General features: G+C 70.5%; 12 protein-coding genes. 4 read left to right on the forward strand and 8 right to left on the reverse strand.

What is annotated here, in order from left to right; all coding sequences use genetic code 11:
* Positions 1-96: 96 nt before the first annotated feature.
* Positions 97-1,554, forward strand: coding sequence for a DUF2079 domain-containing protein (locus HLK59_RS04840; protein ID WP_346779649.1), 1,458 nt, complete (start codon positions 97-99; stop codon positions 1,552-1,554).
* Between the two features lie 70 nt (positions 1,555-1,624).
* Here the strand turns inward: HLK59_RS04840 and HLK59_RS04845 are convergent, their stop codons facing one another.
* Complete coding sequence (locus tag HLK59_RS04845) at positions 1,625-2,233, reverse strand: TetR/AcrR family transcriptional regulator (protein WP_171139953.1); 609 nt, start codon at positions 2,231-2,233, stop codon at positions 1,625-1,627.
* A gap of 137 nt (positions 2,234-2,370) precedes the next feature.
* On the opposite strand from HLK59_RS04845, the gene HLK59_RS04850 reads away from it, so the two are divergent.
* From HLK59_RS04850 to HLK59_RS04860, 3 genes are read left to right on the forward strand one after another with little or no spacing between them, the layout of a single operon-like run.
* A complete protein-coding gene (locus tag HLK59_RS04850) occupies positions 2,371-3,312 on the forward strand; it encodes an MBL fold metallo-hydrolase (RefSeq protein WP_346779650.1) in 942 nt (313 codons plus the stop codon).
* A 52-nt stretch (positions 3,313-3,364) separates the two neighbouring features.
* Positions 3,365-4,951, forward strand: coding sequence for an MFS transporter (locus HLK59_RS04855; protein ID WP_171139954.1), 1,587 nt, complete (start codon positions 3,365-3,367; stop codon positions 4,949-4,951).
* Between the two features lie 2 nt (positions 4,952-4,953).
* Positions 4,954-5,961, forward strand: a complete 1,008-nt coding sequence (locus tag HLK59_RS04860; protein ID WP_171139955.1) for a fumarylacetoacetate hydrolase family protein — start codon at positions 4,954-4,956, stop codon at positions 5,959-5,961.
* A 41-nt stretch (positions 5,962-6,002) separates the two neighbouring features.
* On the opposite strand, the gene HLK59_RS04865 is transcribed toward HLK59_RS04860, so the two are convergent.
* From HLK59_RS04865 to hpaE, 7 genes are all read right to left on the reverse strand, one after another.
* Positions 6,003-6,956 carry an ornithine cyclodeaminase family protein gene (locus HLK59_RS04865; RefSeq protein ID WP_346779651.1) on the reverse strand — a complete coding sequence of 318 codons (954 nt, stop codon included), beginning with the start codon at positions 6,954-6,956 and terminating at the stop codon, positions 6,003-6,005.
* Entirely contained in the window at positions 6,953-8,113 is a 1,161-nt protein-coding gene (locus tag HLK59_RS04870; protein WP_171139956.1) for an alanine racemase, read from the reverse strand. Before HLK59_RS04870 ends, HLK59_RS04865 begins: the two co-directional genes overlap by 4 nt.
* On the reverse strand, positions 8,110-9,516 hold the full coding sequence (locus HLK59_RS04875) for a M20/M25/M40 family metallo-hydrolase (protein WP_206326775.1): 1,407 nt from the start codon (positions 9,514-9,516) through the stop codon (positions 8,110-8,112). Before HLK59_RS04875 ends, HLK59_RS04870 begins: the two co-directional genes overlap by 4 nt.
* Complete coding sequence (locus HLK59_RS04880; RefSeq protein WP_171139957.1) at positions 9,504-10,550, reverse strand: M20/M25/M40 family metallo-hydrolase; 1,047 nt, start codon at positions 10,548-10,550, stop codon at positions 9,504-9,506. The genes HLK59_RS04875 and HLK59_RS04880 overlap by 13 nt, the downstream gene beginning before the upstream one ends.
* Positions 10,543-12,375: a M1 family metallopeptidase gene (locus HLK59_RS04885; RefSeq protein ID WP_171139958.1), complete on the reverse strand. Its 1,833-nt coding sequence runs from the start codon at positions 12,373-12,375 to the stop codon at positions 10,543-10,545. The genes HLK59_RS04880 and HLK59_RS04885 overlap by 8 nt, the downstream gene beginning before the upstream one ends.
* 104 nt (positions 12,376-12,479) lie before the next feature.
* Entirely contained in the window at positions 12,480-13,490 is a 1,011-nt protein-coding gene (hpaD, locus tag HLK59_RS04890) for a 3,4-dihydroxyphenylacetate 2,3-dioxygenase (RefSeq protein WP_171139959.1), read from the reverse strand.
* Positions 13,487-14,980, reverse strand: coding sequence for a 5-carboxymethyl-2-hydroxymuconate semialdehyde dehydrogenase (gene hpaE / locus HLK59_RS04895; RefSeq protein WP_171139960.1), 1,494 nt, complete (start codon positions 14,978-14,980; stop codon positions 13,487-13,489). The genes hpaD and hpaE overlap by 4 nt, the downstream gene beginning before the upstream one ends.
* Between the last annotated feature and the right edge of the window lie 222 nt (positions 14,981-15,202).

Below are 15,202 nucleotides of genomic sequence, written 5' to 3' on the forward strand. Positions count from 1 at the left end.
GATCGCCCCGCCCAGTCCATCGCTCACCACCAAGACGGCCACTGCTACACCCACGGGATCGTTGCCGCCCTCGAGCGGAGCTCTCGGGAGGCTTCCGTGACACCCAAAGAGTTGTACCTGAGCTCCGTTGCCGCGCCGCGTCGGCCGGCACCCCAGGTTGTGTCCACGTCGTCGCGGGTCTCCCGAACGCGTCCCGCCTGGGCCGACGGCGTCCTCCTGGCGGCCCTTTTCGGCGGCCTGTACGCGGTGTTGGCGGTATCGCGGTGGGTGCGCTACGGGACGATATCCTGGGATCTCGGTATCTTCGTCCAGGTCGTCGATTCGTACTCCCACCTGCGATGGCCGGTTGCGGATCTCAAGGGCTCGGGCTTCGCGATTCTCGGCGACCACTTCAGCCCGGTGCTGGTTCTTCTGGCCCCCTTCTATCGCCTGTGTCCGACCCCCCTGACTCTGCTGGTCGCCCAGTCGATACTGCTGGGCGCATCCGTGTGGCCTGTCACTCACGCTGCGGCTCAACTGCTGGGCAGGCGCACAGGAGTTCTGATCGGCGCAGGCTATGGAATGTCTTGGGGGCTGCAGAGAGCAGCCGACTTCGATTTCCATGAGATCGCGTTCGCTGTGCCGCTGATCGCCGCATCGCTGGCTGCCGCCCTGCTGCGACGATGGCGATCGGCATTGCTATGGGCTGCTCCGTTGCTGCTTGTGAAGGAGGACCTCGGCCTCACCTGTGCGGCCATCGCGCTCGTCGTCGCCTGGCGATGCCGCGAACGCGACCCCGGATACCTGTTGCCGGCCCTCGCGACCGCGGCGGTCGCAACGGTCTGCTGCCTGCTCACCGTGACTGTGCTGATTCCTGTCTTCAGCGAGGGCGGCTATGACTACTGGGCCAAGATCGGCGACGACTCCGGCTTCATGGCGACACTCACCGAGGGAGGAGGCGAGAAGCTCCAGACCCTGATGTGGATCTTCCTGCCCACGAGTGGCCTGCTCGCACTCCGTTCGCCTCTGCTGATAGCCGCCCTGCCCACGCTGGCTTGGCGCATGCTGTCCAACGACGAGCACTACTGGAGCGTCGACTGGCACTACAGTGCCGTCCTCATGCCGGTCACCGCGCTGGCCATGACCGACGCTCTGACCCGGATGCGCGTCGCGCACCGCCCTCTGGTCCGGGCTTACGCCCACCATCTGCCCGCTGTCGTGCTCGCGGTGGCACTGACGCTGAGCATGCATCTGCCCTTCGCCTCACTGGCTGACGGCGCCACCTACAGCACAGACCGTCACGCCGAAGCCGGCGCGTCGACACTGGCACGCATCCCCGATGGCGCGTCAGTAGAAGTCAATGTCATCCCCAGCGCGCACCTGACCAATCGATGCCGCGTCTACTGGGTCGGCAACGCTCACGGCGTCATCGCCGACTACATCGCCTACTACGATCCGAAATGGAGCGGCGAAGACATGCTCGCCTATGCGCGAAAACTGCACCCGGACGCCGCATACAACCTTGTGGCAGCGAAGGCGGGCTTCTGGGTGGTGAAGCGCGAACCGGCGCGCTGACGACCGGCATCGGTCACGGCCGGGCCGTACGCGCTGACGTGCACCGAACCACTCGGCATCCTCCCGGAACTCAGCGCAGGATGCCCTCCAGCACGATGTCCAGCATCCGTTCCAGTCTCTGCCGAAGCTCGAACGGCTCGGGCTCCTCTCCCGTCCAGCGCATGACGCCCGCGAAGTAGCCGGCCGCGATCAGTGATCCGGCTTCGCCGGGATCCACGGTGGCGCGCACTTCACCCCGGCGGATCCCTTCCTCGATGATGGCGGCGAGTTCCTTCTCGGGCATGGGGTCGCGGAGCAGCTGTCCGAATCGCGCGGACGCCTCCATCAGCACGGCGGTCTCGGCCCGTGACTCGATGTTGAGGACGGCCAGTTCGCCGACGTAGCGCCTCAGCCGCTCCCCCACCGTCAGTTCTTCGGCGTGCTCCTGTCGGAGGATCCCCAGCACCTTCGCCCGCCGCCGCGCTCCCCACTCCTCCAGGAAGCCGGTCTTCTGCGTGAAGTGGTTGAACACCGTGGCCCGCGCCACGTCGGCGCGCTCGGCGATGTGGTCCATCGTCGTCGCCTCGTAGCCCTGCGCCGCGAACAGATGGATGGCGGCGGCGTAGAGCTGGTCACGGACCTGCCGCCGCTTCCGTTCCCTGCGCCCGAGGCCCGCGGGATCTACGTCCGAGCTCGTCATGCCTTCAGAGATATCACGCTCCGCACGGGCCTTGACCCTCGGACGTGACGCTCACTAGATTCCAGCCTATAGATAGACTCCAGTACAACTTTGGATTCAAGTCGCGTACTCGCTGTGTGCTCGCCGTAGGAGGCAGTGTGGCTTCCGACACCAGTTCTTCGCCCGCCCAGTACCTGCGCCTGCGGCACGGCTGCCACGTGTGGCAGCAACCCGGCGGCTGGGGGATGAGCAACGCGGGGCTCGTCTCCGGCCGCGGCGAATCCCTGCTGATCGACACGCTCTACGACCTCCGCCTCACCCGCCGCATGCTCGACGGGTTCACCCCCGTCACGGCACGCGCCCCGGTGTCGACGTTGGTCAACACCCACGGCAACGGCGACCACTGGTTCGGCAACCAGCTCGTCGGCGACGCCGAGATCATCGCCGCGCATGCCTCACTCGCCGACATGCGGGCAGTCCAGCCGCGGGACATGACCCGTCTCCAGTCCGCGGGCACACCAGCCGGGAGGTTCGCCCGGCGGATCTTCGGCCGCTTCGACTTCACGGGCATCCGCCCCGTCCTCCCGAACCGGACCTTCACCGGAGACCTCACCCTGGACATCGGCGGCACCTGCGTCCGGCTCGTCGACGTGGGCCCCGCGCACACCGCGGGAGACACCATCGTGCACGTGCCGGACGCCCGGACCGTCTACACCGGGGACATCGTCTTCGCGGGAGCGACACCGGTCGTCTGGCACGGCCCGTTCGAGAACTGGATCGCCGCCTGCGAGCTGATCTTCGGCCTCGGCGTCGAGACCATCGTCCCCGGTCACGGACCGGTAACCACCAAGGCCGTGCTGCACGCGACCCGCGCCTACCTGGAGTACGTGCACGACCAGGCGAGCGCCCGCCACGCCCGCGGAATGACGCCGCGGGAGGCGGCCCATGACATCGTCCTGGGCCGGTTCGCGGGCCTCGCCGGGAAGGAACGACTGGCCGTGAACGTATACACGGTCTATCGCGAGCTCGACCCCGGCCTTCCCCCGCTGGACGGCCCACAACTGTTCGGTTGCATGGCCGAACTCTGCCCCCATGTCTAGCTCTGAGCCGCCACGCTCCTGCCGTCGCAGGACCATCTTCCCAGGAGAAGCCATGGTCTCCCCTCCCGCCCGACCCCGGGCCACCGCGCCGATGGCGACCGTCGCACCGGAGCGTCAGACGGGCACACTCGTCGCGGGCTGCCTCGCCGTGTGCCTCGCGCAGATCGGGCTGGTCCTGCCGGCCGCCATCAACGGCGTCATCCAGCGCAGCCTTCAGACCTCGGGTGCCGAACTCACCTGGATCAGCGACGCGTTCATGGTCCCGGCAGCCGTTCTGGCCCTCACCTTCGGTGTCCTGGGGGACCTCTACGGCCACAAGAGGCTCCTGGTCCACGGCGCCCTCGTCGCCGGCATCGGCTACCTGGTCTCCGCCACCGCCCAGACACCGGGCCAACTGATCGCGGGGCAGGCGCTCTCCGGCCTCGGAGCCGCCGCGCTCTTCCCCGCCTCTCTCGCGGTGGTGACCGCCCGGACCCGCACACCCGCCGCCCGCGCGAGGGGACTCGCCTCCTGGACCACCGCCCTGTCCATGGGCGCCTTCATCGCCCCTCTGCTGTCCGGCGCGATCGTCGAACACACCTCCTTCCGCTGGGCCTTCGGCGCCGTCGGCGTCCTGGCCGCCCTGACCGCCGTCGCCGCCTGGTTCCTCGCCGCCGAATCCCGCGCACCGGAGGGACGCGCGCTGGACTGGCCGGGCCAGGTCACGATCGCCTTGGCCCTGCTGTGTCTGCTGTACGGCATCATCCAGGGCCCCAGCGACGGATGGGGCTCGCCGCTGGTGGTCGCGGCCTTCGTCGCGGCAGCGGTCCTGCTCGCCGCCTTCGTCCGAGTCGAGACGCGGTCCGCCACGCCCATGCTGCGCCTGGAGCTGTTCCGCATCCCCGCCTTCGCGGCGTCCACCGTCGCGACCGTGGTCGGCATGTTCGGGTTCCTCGGCGGTGCCTACACCCTGAGCATCCGCCTCGGCGTCATCCAGCACCAGAGCCCGCTGAAGGCCGCCGTACCGTTTCTGATCATTCAGGGCATCACCCCGTTCATCTGGCCCCTGCTGGTGCGACTGCTGCACCGCACCGGGCCCGGCCCCATGCTCGTCGGCGGCTTCGCCTCACTCGCCGCCGCCCAACTGTGGCTGCGGGCCGTGCCTGTCGACGAGCACGCCCTCGTCCCGCTCCTCGGACCACTGCTCCTCAACGGCCTCGGGTTCGGACTCGTCGTCGCCGCGCTCACCGCCGCCGCCGTCAACACCGTCCCCCAGCAACTGACCGGCATGGCCGGCGCCACCACCAGCCTGGTCCGCGACCTCGGCCAGACCCTCGGCCCCGCGATCGTCGGCGCGGTCGCCCTCAGCCTGGCCGCCGGACAACTCACCTCCCAGCTCAGCGACGCCGGACTCAGCCTGGCCGAGAACGGCACCGCCCAAGCCGTCCTCGCCACCGGCGGCCCGATCGCACTGCACACCGCGGAACTCGGCCCGCTCAGCGCCAAAATCGCTCCGCTGACCCAGCGGGCACTCGCCGACGGCTACAACACCGGACTCCTCGTCACCGCCTGCGCCTGCCTCCTCGCCGCAGCCGTCTCCGCCGCTTTCATCGGCTTCAAGCCCCAGCCCACCCAACTACCCACCGCCCACGGGAACTGACCATGCGCTTCGCGACCTTCCAGCACAACGGCAACCAACTCTGCGGAGCCCTGTCCCCAACCGAGGACAAGATCCACCCGTTCCCGCAGGGAACCACCCTCCTGCACCTCGTCGAACAGAGCGAACAGGACCTACGCCAGGCCGGCGCGGCCGCACTCGACACAGCGACGCCGGTCGCCCTCACCGACGTCCGCCTGCTGCCCCCGCTCCAGCCGCCCACCATCCGCGACTTCATGACCTTCGAACAACATCTGGAGGGCATGGCCCAGGGTTTCGGCGACAGCGTGCCCGACGAGTGGTACGCCCAGCCCGCGTTCTACTTCTCCAACCCGTACTCCGTCGTCGGAGCGCACGACGACGTGGCCGTGCCACCCGGCTGTGAGCGCTTCGACTTCGAACTGGAAGTCGCCGCCGTCATCGGAAAAGCGGGGCGCGATCTGAGCCCCGAACGGGCCCGCGAGCACATCGTGGGCTACACGATCCTCAACGACTGGTCGGCCCGCGACCTACAGGGTTTCGAGATGAAGGTGAAGCTCGGACCGGCCAAGGGCAAGGACTCCGCCACCACCCTCGGCCCCTGGCTCGTCACCACGGACGAACTCGAAGCCGCCCGCGGACGCGACGGCCGCCTGGATCTCAACGTCCTCGTCAAGGTCAACGACGACGTCATCGGCTGGGACAACCTCTGCCACATGGCCTGGACGTTCGAGGAGATGGCCGCCTATGCCTCCCGCGGCACCGAGGTACGCCCCGGGGACGTGCTGGGATCGGGCACCTGCGGCAACGGCTGCCTCGCCGAGTTCTGGGGCCGCCGCGGCAAGCTGGATCCGCCGCCGCTCGTACCCGGCGACGTGGTCACCCTGGCAGTCGAGGGCCTCGGCTCCATCAGCAACACCGTCGTGGCCGGCACCGAGCCGGTGCCCATCCCGACAGCGCGCCGCCCCGGGACAGCCGGCCGGACAGGCAGGACGAGTCCCGTCCGCCTGCGGCCCCCGGGGGCCGAGGACTGAGCACTCCGTCGGAAGAGGGGCAGTGCGGTGTCGAAGTCGGATCAGTCAGCGGTCGAGTCCGCGGCGAGCACCCGGGACAGGATCGCCTGGGCGACATAAAGGTCCTGCAGCGCGATCCCCGAACTGTCGAACACCGTGATCTGGTCGGCGCCGGTACGGCCGGGATGAGTGCCCGTGAGGAGCGAACCGATCGCCGTCACCGTCTCCGGTGCCCCTCGGAAGTGCTGGAACTCGCCGATCGTGAGGGACTGCGACGGCAGGTCGCAGTACAACCCGGCCCGGTCGAGGACGTCCGGCGGCAGCTCCTGCTTGCCTGGCGAGTCCGATCCCATGGTCGAGATGTGGGTTCCGGGCCGCACCCAGGTGCCGTCGAAGAGCGGGGCGGTGGCCGTGGTGGCGGTCACGATGATGTCGGCGTCCGCACAGCCCTCCTCGGCGCTCGTGGCACGCGTTGCGGCGTCGACTCCCCGGGCGGCCAGTTCGGCGCGGAACCGGTCGACGCGCTCCGGTTGCCGGCCGACGACGTTGATTACGGAGACGGGGCGTACGCGGGTGAGTGCCAGGCATTCGTACAGCGCCTGGTGGCCGGTGCCGAAGACGGTCAGTACGTGGGCGTCGGGGCGGGCCAGCGCGTCCGTCGCGACGGCGTCGGCGGCGGCGGTGCGATAGGCGTTGACCTGGGCGGCCTCGACGATCGCGCCGATCCGGCCGCGTTCCTGGTCGAGCAGGAGGATGGCCGTGCCGTGGCGGGGCAGGCCCCGCAGGTCGTTCGTGGGGAAGTAGGTGCCGATCTTGACGCCCGCGAAGTGCGTGCTGGCGCCCGACTTGAGGGTGAACTGGTTCGCCTCGTCGGAGCCGTGGCCGATCACGACCGGGAACAGCTTCGCGTCGGGCGAGGCCGCGGCCACGAAAGCGTCCCGTACCGCGTCGTAGGCGAGTTCGTGGCTGATCAGCGCGGCCGAGGTCTCCTCGGGGACCAGGTGCACGCGGCTCACCACCCTTCGACGCGCGCGAGGGTCCTCAGCGGGCCCTCGGGGTCGTCCAGGACGTGGAGTTCGCGGTACTGCCCGGCTGTCGCGCACGCATGGTTCGGCGCCACGCGCACCTTCGTGCCGACGGGGAGGTCCGGAAGGGTCTCACGGCTGCCCTCGCGCAGGGCGAGGATTCCGTGCTCCTGGTTGGCGCTCGCCATGAGGAGATCGGGGATCGGCCGCCCGGAGAGGTCCAGGACCAGGCCGTACCCGTGGTCCACCGCCTGCTCCGCGGTGCCGCGGTCGCGGGAGGTCGCCGTCCAGCCGCCGTCGGTGACGATCCAGCCGCGCTCGGCCTGGTGACCGATGACGGTGACGACGACGGAGAGGGCGATGTCCGCCAGGTCGCAGACGCCGATTCCGGCCATGACCAGGTCGAAGAACAGGTAGTTGCCCGCCCTGACCTCGGTGACGCCTGTGACGTCACGCACGAAGTGCGCCGTGGGGGTGGAGCCGATGCTGACGACGTCGACGCGGTGGCCGGCCGCGCGCAGGGCTTCGGCCGCCGCGACGGTCGTCGCCCGCTCGTTCTCGGCGGCGACCTCCAGCTCGGCCGTGGTGCGGCAGTTGTAGGACTCGCCGGCGTGGGCGAGGACTCCGCGCAGTTCCGCGTCCCGCAGGGCGTCCGCGATGCGCGGGAGTACGGGGTCGGCGGGCCGTACGCCGCTGCGGTGGCCGTCGCAGTCGATCTCGATGAGCGCCGGGATCCGGTCGCCGAGTGTGCGTGAGGCCGCCGACACCGCCTCGGCCTGCGCCACGCTGTCGAGCAGGACGACCAGGTCCGCTCCCCCGGCGCGCAGGGCGTGTACGCGGTCGAGTTTGTCGGGGGCGATACCGACGGCGTAGACGATGTCCCAGAAGCCGTCGGCGGCGAAGGCCTCCGCTTCGGCGAGCGTGGACACGGTGATGGGTCCGGTTCCACCGTCCCAGATCATCCGGGTGAGCTCCGGCGACTTGGTCGTCTTCACGTGCGGGCGCAGGCTCACCCCGAGTCCGCCGAGGTGCTTGTTCAGGCGCCGGACGTTGTGTGCCACGCGTCGGCGGTCCACGAGTGCGTACGGGGTGGGCACCGCTTCGAGGTGGGGGTACGCCAGTGTCGGTTCGGTGTCGGTGTCGGTCATGTCTGTTCTTCTTCTTTTCTCTGGCGCGGATCGGTCCCGAGGTCCCGCAGGAACATCGCCTCGGCGACGACGGCGGCCTCCAGGTCGCTCAGCAGGACGCTCTCGTCGATCGCGTGGATGTTGCTGCCGGGCTCCGAGATGCCGAAGAGCAGGATCTCGGCGCGGGGTGCCACGGCCCGGAGTGTGCCGCAGAGCGGGATGGAGCCGCCGTCGCCGACGGTGACGGCGGGGCGGCCGTGCGCGGCGCCGAGGGCCCCTGCGAGCGTACGGTGTGCCGGACCGTCCGCGGGTGCCGTGAAGGGGTCACTGGAGATGACCTCCTCGACGTCGACCTCGGCGTTCCAGGGGTTGTGGCGCCGGATGTGGGCGGTGAGGAGATCGCTGGCGAGGCGCGCGGGCACCCCCGGCGGCACCCGCAGGTTCACCACCGCCCGCGCGGTCGGCCGGATCGCGGGCACCGCCTCACCCAGTGCGGGCAGGTCGGTGGCCAGGACGGTGAGCGCGGGCCGCGCCCACAGCTGGGTGGCGATGTCGTCGGAGCCGAGCACCCGCCCGGCGGCCGGCAGACCCGCGTTCTCGCGGAAAGCGGCCTCGGGATAGTCGGCGTCGGCGCGGTGGTCGGCGTCGTGCGGGATCTGCGGTGTCGGCATGTCGTCGATGACCGTGTCGCCCGTGTCGTCGCGCAGGCTCGCGAGGATCCTGATCAGGGCCATGGCGGCGTCCGGTGCCGCGCCGCCGAAAGTGCCGGAGTGCAGGATGCGGGTTCCGGTGCGTACGGAGACCCGGGAGACGACGACGCCGCGCAGCGACGTCACGATGGCGGGCCTGCCCGGTCCGGGGTTGGCCGCGTCCAGGATCAGCGCGGCGTCGACGTCCGCGAACTCGGCCGGATGCGACCGGATGTAGTGGTCCAGGCCCCTTCCGCCCTGTTCCTCGGAGCCTTCGCCGACGAAGAGGATCGTGACGGGGCAGGCGTCGCCGAGCGCCCTGAGCGCGGTCAGGTGGGCGACGACGCCGCCCTTGCAGTCGGCGGCACCGCGTCCGTAGAGCCGGTCGCCGTCGCGCGTGAGCTCGAACGGCGGGTGGGTCCAGTCCGCCGCGGTTCCCTCGGGCTGTACGTCGTAGTGGCTGTACAGGAGGACGGTCGGTGCCCCGGGTGGGCCCTGTCGGCGGGCGAGCACCGTGAGGGAGCCGTCGGACGTCGGCACCGCGCGGGGGTCTGGGAAGTCGAGGTCGCGCAGGGCGTCCACGATGAGCGCGGCGGCGTCGGCGCAGGCCCGGCGGCGCTCCGGGTCCGCGCCGAACTCCGAGGGGAGCCGGACGAGTTCCGCGAGCCGGGTAAGGGCGTCCGGCATGAGCGTGCCGATCGTGCGCCGGAGTTCGTCGTCGGTCACCGGGTGCATGCGGCCACCAGCAGTTCGAGGGCGGCGGAGACGTCCGCGAGGTCCACCATCTCGTAGGGACTGTGCGTGTAGCGCGTCGGTACGGCCAGCAGCGCGGTCGGGATGCCCTGCGTCATGAGCTGAGCGCCGTCGGTCCCGAAGCACTCGAACGCCGCGTGCTGGACCGGGATGCCCCGGGTGTGCGCCAGGTCGACGAGGGTCGCGGTGAGGCGGCTGTCGTAGTGGGCGGCGGCGTCCGCGTGGACGAGGGCGGGGCCACGGCCGAGGGCGACCTCGCGGGGACCGTCGGGCATGCCGGGTGTGTCTCCCGCCGGGCCGATCTCCAGCGCGATGGCCTCGTCGAAGGCGCCGAGGTCGAACCGGAGCGAAGCGGCGCCGACCGCTCCCGTCTCCTCCTGGACGGTGCCGACCAGGACGACGTCCCGGGTCGCGCCGGTCCCGGCCAGGCGCCGGGCCAGTTCCGTCATGAGGGCGAGGCCGACCCGGTCGTCGAAGGCCTTGCCGATGACACGGTCGCCGAGTCGGCGGGTCTCGGCCTGGTAGAGGACCGGGCTGCCGACGTGGACACCGGCGTCCAGCACCGCCTGCCGGTCGGGAAGCCCGAGGTCGACGTGGACGCCGTCCCAGGTCACCGCGCCGGCCAGGTCGCCGCCGCAGGCGGAGCGCAGATGCCCGGTGGCACGGGCGAAGATCCCCTCGACGACCCCGGTCCGCGTGACAATGTGCGCCGCGCGGTTCACCGCCTCCGGGAGGATGCCGAAGCCCGAGCCCCGGACGCCCGAGCCGAGCCGTACGAAGCCGTCCGGGGTGATCGACCGGACGCTGAGGTTCATCTCGTCCATGTGCGCCTGGATCATGAGGCGCGGTCCACCGCCGGGGACGGCCCCGGGGATGACACCGACCACGTTCCCGACGGGTGTCGTGGTGACCTTCGCGCCGGCCTCGGTCCAGGCGGTCCGCAGGAAGTCGGCGACCGGGTCCTCGTGGCCGACCGGTCCGGGCAGCTCGGTGAGCTGCTTGAGGAGGTCAAACACGAGCGCCCTCCGAGGTGTCCGCGGAACCGTCGCCGGTGTCGCCCGTGTCGTCGCGGTAGGCGCTCGGGGCGATGCCGAGGTGCTCGAAGCGGGACTCCACGACGGTGCGGGCGATCGGGTGGTAGAAGCCGCGGTTGGCCCGGTAGGTGCTGAGGGCGAGCGGGAGGGTCTCCTCGCGGTCCGCCAGGGCGTCGTAGAGCACCTTGAGGTACTTCATCCGGCCGACGCCGGCGAGGAGTTCGGCGGTGGCCATGACTGCGGGGGCGTAGCCCGAGCGGACGCCGAGGGTCAGCCAGGCGACCCGGATCTCCAGGTTGACGCTGGTGGTGAGGGCGTGCGCGCGGTCCAGGGTCTCCAGGAAGTCCGCGTCCTTCGGGGCGGTCAGGCGCCGGAGGTAGGCCTTCCAGTGCTCGGCGGTCCAGTCGGCCTGCGCGGCACCGGGGAGGCCCTGGCCGACGGCTTCGGTCTCCGTCAGGAAGCGCGAGGCGACCTTCGGGGTGTCGGCGGGCAGCCAGTCGCCGTAGAGCCATTCCCGGTAGTCGATCGCGCCGGGGAAGAACCCGTCGATGTACTCCAGGAACTCCTCGGTGGTCAGACTGCGGTAGGCGAAGTCGGCGAAGAACTGCTTGAAGAACGCGTCGAAGCGCTCACGGCCGACCTTCTCCTCCAGTGCCCGCAGGAACAGTCCGCCCTTCTCGTGGGCGACCCAGGAGGAGGTCGTGTCGGGGTCCTGGCCGGTGAGGTCCTTGCGCAGGCGGGTCAGTTCGGGGTTCTCGGCGAAGTAGGCGAAGTCGGCGCGCAGGTCGTCGATGGCGAGCGCGGTCCACAGGTCCGCGACGTCGACGCCCACGGTCGCCTCGGTGATACGGCGTTCCGCGTACGTCGTGAAACCCTCGTTGACCCAGAAGTGGTTCATGGAGTGGCCGGTGACCAGGTCGCCGCTCCAGTGGTGGGCGATCTCATGGCTGAGGACGCCGACCTCGGACTTGTCGCCCAGCACGAGGGTGGGGCTGAGGAAGGTCAGGCCCGGGTTCTCCAGCCCGCCGTAGGGGTAGCTCGGCGGCATGACGATCAGGTCCAGGTCCCCCCAGGGGTACGGCCCGTAGAGGTTCTCGGCGGCGACGAGCAGGTCCTCGACGCCGGAGAACTCCTCGGCCGCCGCGGGCAGTTCGTCCGGCTCGGCCCAGATGAGGCTGCGCGGGCCGATGCGCCGGGACGTCACGTTGCCCACGACCAGGACGATCAGGTAGGGCGGCCGGGGCTGGGGGGCCTCGAACTCGTACGTGCGGGTACCGTCGGCCGGGGACGCGGTCTCGCTGGCCGACTTCGCGGACATCAGGGCGGTGTAGCCGTCCGGGACGGTGACGCGGGCGTGGAAGCCCACCTTGGCCGACATGCTGTCGTGCAACGGGATCATGGAGCGGGCGTGGATCGTCTGGCACTGGCTGAAGAGGAAGTCGTGGGTGCCGGCCGAGGTCTGCTCGGGGGCCAGCCACTGCAGCGCGGTCGCGTCCTCCGTCGTCTCGTAGTCGATGCGTACGGTGTCGTCGCCCGCGGGGAGTTCGAAGCGCAGCGGCTCACCGAGAACCTCGTCCGTCTCCCCCACCGTGAAGGCCAGCGGCTCGCCGTTCGCGCGCGCCATCCCGTGGATGCGCAGTTGCCGGGTGTCCAGGACCACCTCGCCGCCGTCGGCGTGGTCGAAGGTGAGGGTCACCGAGCAGCGCAGCCGCTTCCGCTCGAAGTCGACCGTGGCGTCCCAGTCGACGTGCGTCGTGCGGGGCATGCCCGGGCGCAGCCAGGAGTGCGGGTCGGTCTCGGTGTGCATGAACTGCTCCTTTTGTTCGGGAAGCCCTCGCTGTCGACACCGGTCCGAGGATTCCATCCAGCGAGTATTGATTATATTCATTCCACTTTTGGGTGCAAGCATCTTCAGCCGAGGCCGTCGGCGCCGATCTGGACGGCCGACTCGTCGAGCAGGCCGTCCGTCACCGGGTGGGGAGCGCCGTCCAGGTCCAGGACCGGGGTGGCCTCCTTGTACCAGGACTCGATGACTGCGTTGCCCCAGAAGTCGCGGCGGCGGTCGTCGTGGACGTTCCAGCGGTATGTCTCGTGGTCGGGGTCGCCGGTGTAGTAGTCGCTGGTGTAGATCTCCACCCGGTGGCCGTCCGGGTCGCGGAGGTAGAGGTAGAAGGCGTTGGAGACGCCGTGTCGGCCCGGTCCGCGTTCGATGTGGTGTTCCTTGCGGAGGGAGCCGAACAGGTCGGCGGCGCGAAGGACTTGGTGGGACTCGTGGGTGGCGATGCCGAGGTGGTGGAGCCGTGGTCCGGCGCCTCCGGTGAAGGCGACGTCGTGGACGGTCTGCTTGCGGTACATCCAAGCCGCGTACAGCTCGTGCTCGTCGCCCTCGATCGTCTCCGAGCAGCCGAAACCGAGGGACCTGTAGTGGGCGTAGGCGGCCGGGATGTCGGGGGTGCAGATGTTGAAGTGGTCGAGGCGGGCGACTTCGGCGCCGTGACGCAGGTCGTAGCGCTGGATCAGGCGCTCGGCGCGCTCGGTCTCGTAGAAGAACTCGACCGGGAAGCCGAGCGGGTCGAGGACGCGTACGGCGTCGCCGATCCCCCGGGCTCCCTGGCCGGCGGGAACCCGCCGGACGGGGCGGCCGAGGTGGGTGAAGAACTCCTGTGCGCGGTCGACGTCCTCGGGGGTGCGGACGCGGTAGGCGAGGTGGTCGAGGGCCGGGGCCGGTCCCTTGCGCAGGACGAGGCTGTGGTGGGTGAGTTCGTCGCTGCCGCGCAGGTAGAGGGCGTCGGAATCCTCGTACTGGATGTGGAATCCGAGCATGTCCGCCCAGAACCAGCGGGCCTTGGGCAGGTCCGTCACGACGAGTTGGGCGTACGCCGAGCGGATGACGTCGGGGGCGATGGGGGCGGTGGAGGTCACTGGTCCGCTCCGAACCGGGGGGTGTGCACATCCCCGAGGGCCACGTGGACGATCTTGGAGTCGGAGTAGAAGTCGATGCTGTGCGCGCCGCCTTCCCGGCCGACGCCGGACGCCTTCACGCCGCCGAACGGTGTGCGCAGGTCACGGACGTTGTGGGAGTTGATCCACACCATTCCGGACTCGACGGCGTGGGCGATCCGGTGCCCGCGCTTGAGGTCGGAGGTCCAGATGTAGGCGGCGAGACCGAACGCGGTCGCGTTGGCCAGGTCCACCGCCTCCGTCTCCTCGTCGAAGGGGGCGACCGCGACGACGGGGCCGAAGATCTCCTCCTGGAAGATCCGCGCGTCGCGGGCCACGTCGGCGAAGACCGTGGGCTGGAGGTAGTTGCCCTCGGCGAGGTGCCCGGGGCGGGTGCCACCCGCGACCAGCTTCCCCTCCTTCCTGCCGATCTCCACGTAGTTCAGGACGCGTTCGTAGTGCTCGGGGTGGACCAGGGCGCCGACCTCGGTGGCGGGGTCCGCGGGGTCACCGACCCTGACCTTCTCGGCCCGTGCCGCCAGCCGTGCCGTGAACTCCTCGTAGACGGCGCGCTCGACGAGGACCCGTGAACCGGCGGTGCAGCGTTCACCGTTGAGCGAGAAGACGCCGAACACGACGGAGTCCAGGGCCGCTTCGAGGTCGGCGTCGGCGAAGACGATCGCGGGTGACTTCCCGCCGAGTTCCATCGAGACCGTCTTCAGGTGGGCGGCCGACGAGCGGAGGATGTGCCGGCCCGTGTCGGTGGAGCCGGTGAAGGAGATCAGCGGTACGCCGGGGTGGTCCACCAGTGCCTGGCCGGCCTCCTCGCCGATGCCGTGGACGATGTTCGCCGCGCCCGCGGGCAGTCCGGCCTCCGCGAAGATCTCCGGCCAGAGGGAGGCGGACAGCGGGGTCCACTCGGCGGGCTTGAGGATCAGCGTGCAGCCGGAGGCGAGGGCCGGGGCCAGCTTCCAGCTCTCCAGCATGAACGGGGTGTTCCAGGGCGTGATCAGCCCCGCGACCCCGACCGGCGTGCGGACGACGTAGCTGATCTGCTCCGTTCCCTGGCGGAACGCCTCCTCGCCGAGGGCGACGATCACGTCGGCGAAGTAGCGGAAGTTCTCCGCCGCCCGGCGGGCCTGGCCCCGGGCCTGGCTGATGGGCAGGCCCGAGTCGAACGACTCGAAGGCGGCGAGGACGTCGTGCCGGGCCTCGATCGCGTCGGCGATCCGGTTCAGGACCTGGGCCCGTTGCCGGTTGGCGTACCCCGACCAGACCGGGAACGCCTCCTTGGCGGCGGCGACCGCGCGGGCCACGTCCTCGGCACCGCCCCGGGCGGCCGTGGCGTAGGGCTGGTTGGAGACGGGGTCGAGCACGTCGAACGTACGGCCGTCCGCGCTGGGGACGGTGTCACCGCCGATCCAGTGACCGATGGTCGTCGGCAGACCGGCGGGGCGGTGCGGGGTGTTCATGCGCGTTGCCTTCCTGATGCGGTGCGTGCGGGTGGGTAGGGGTTGCGCGGGCGAGGCGGCCGTGTAGTCGGCGGCGTGGGGGGCGGGGCTGCCGGCGACGACTGGCGGGCAAGCGGAGGCGGCGGCACTCGGGGAGGCGGGGTACGGGGTGGCAGCGGGCGCTGTCGCCAGGTCGGGCGGTACCCAGCCAGGGCCGTCGTGGCGCCCGCCGCCGTCCCGGCA

The sequence above is a fragment of the Streptomyces sp. S3(2020) genome (assembly GCF_013044505.1).
Classification (GTDB): domain Bacteria; phylum Actinomycetota; class Actinomycetes; order Streptomycetales; family Streptomycetaceae; genus Streptomyces.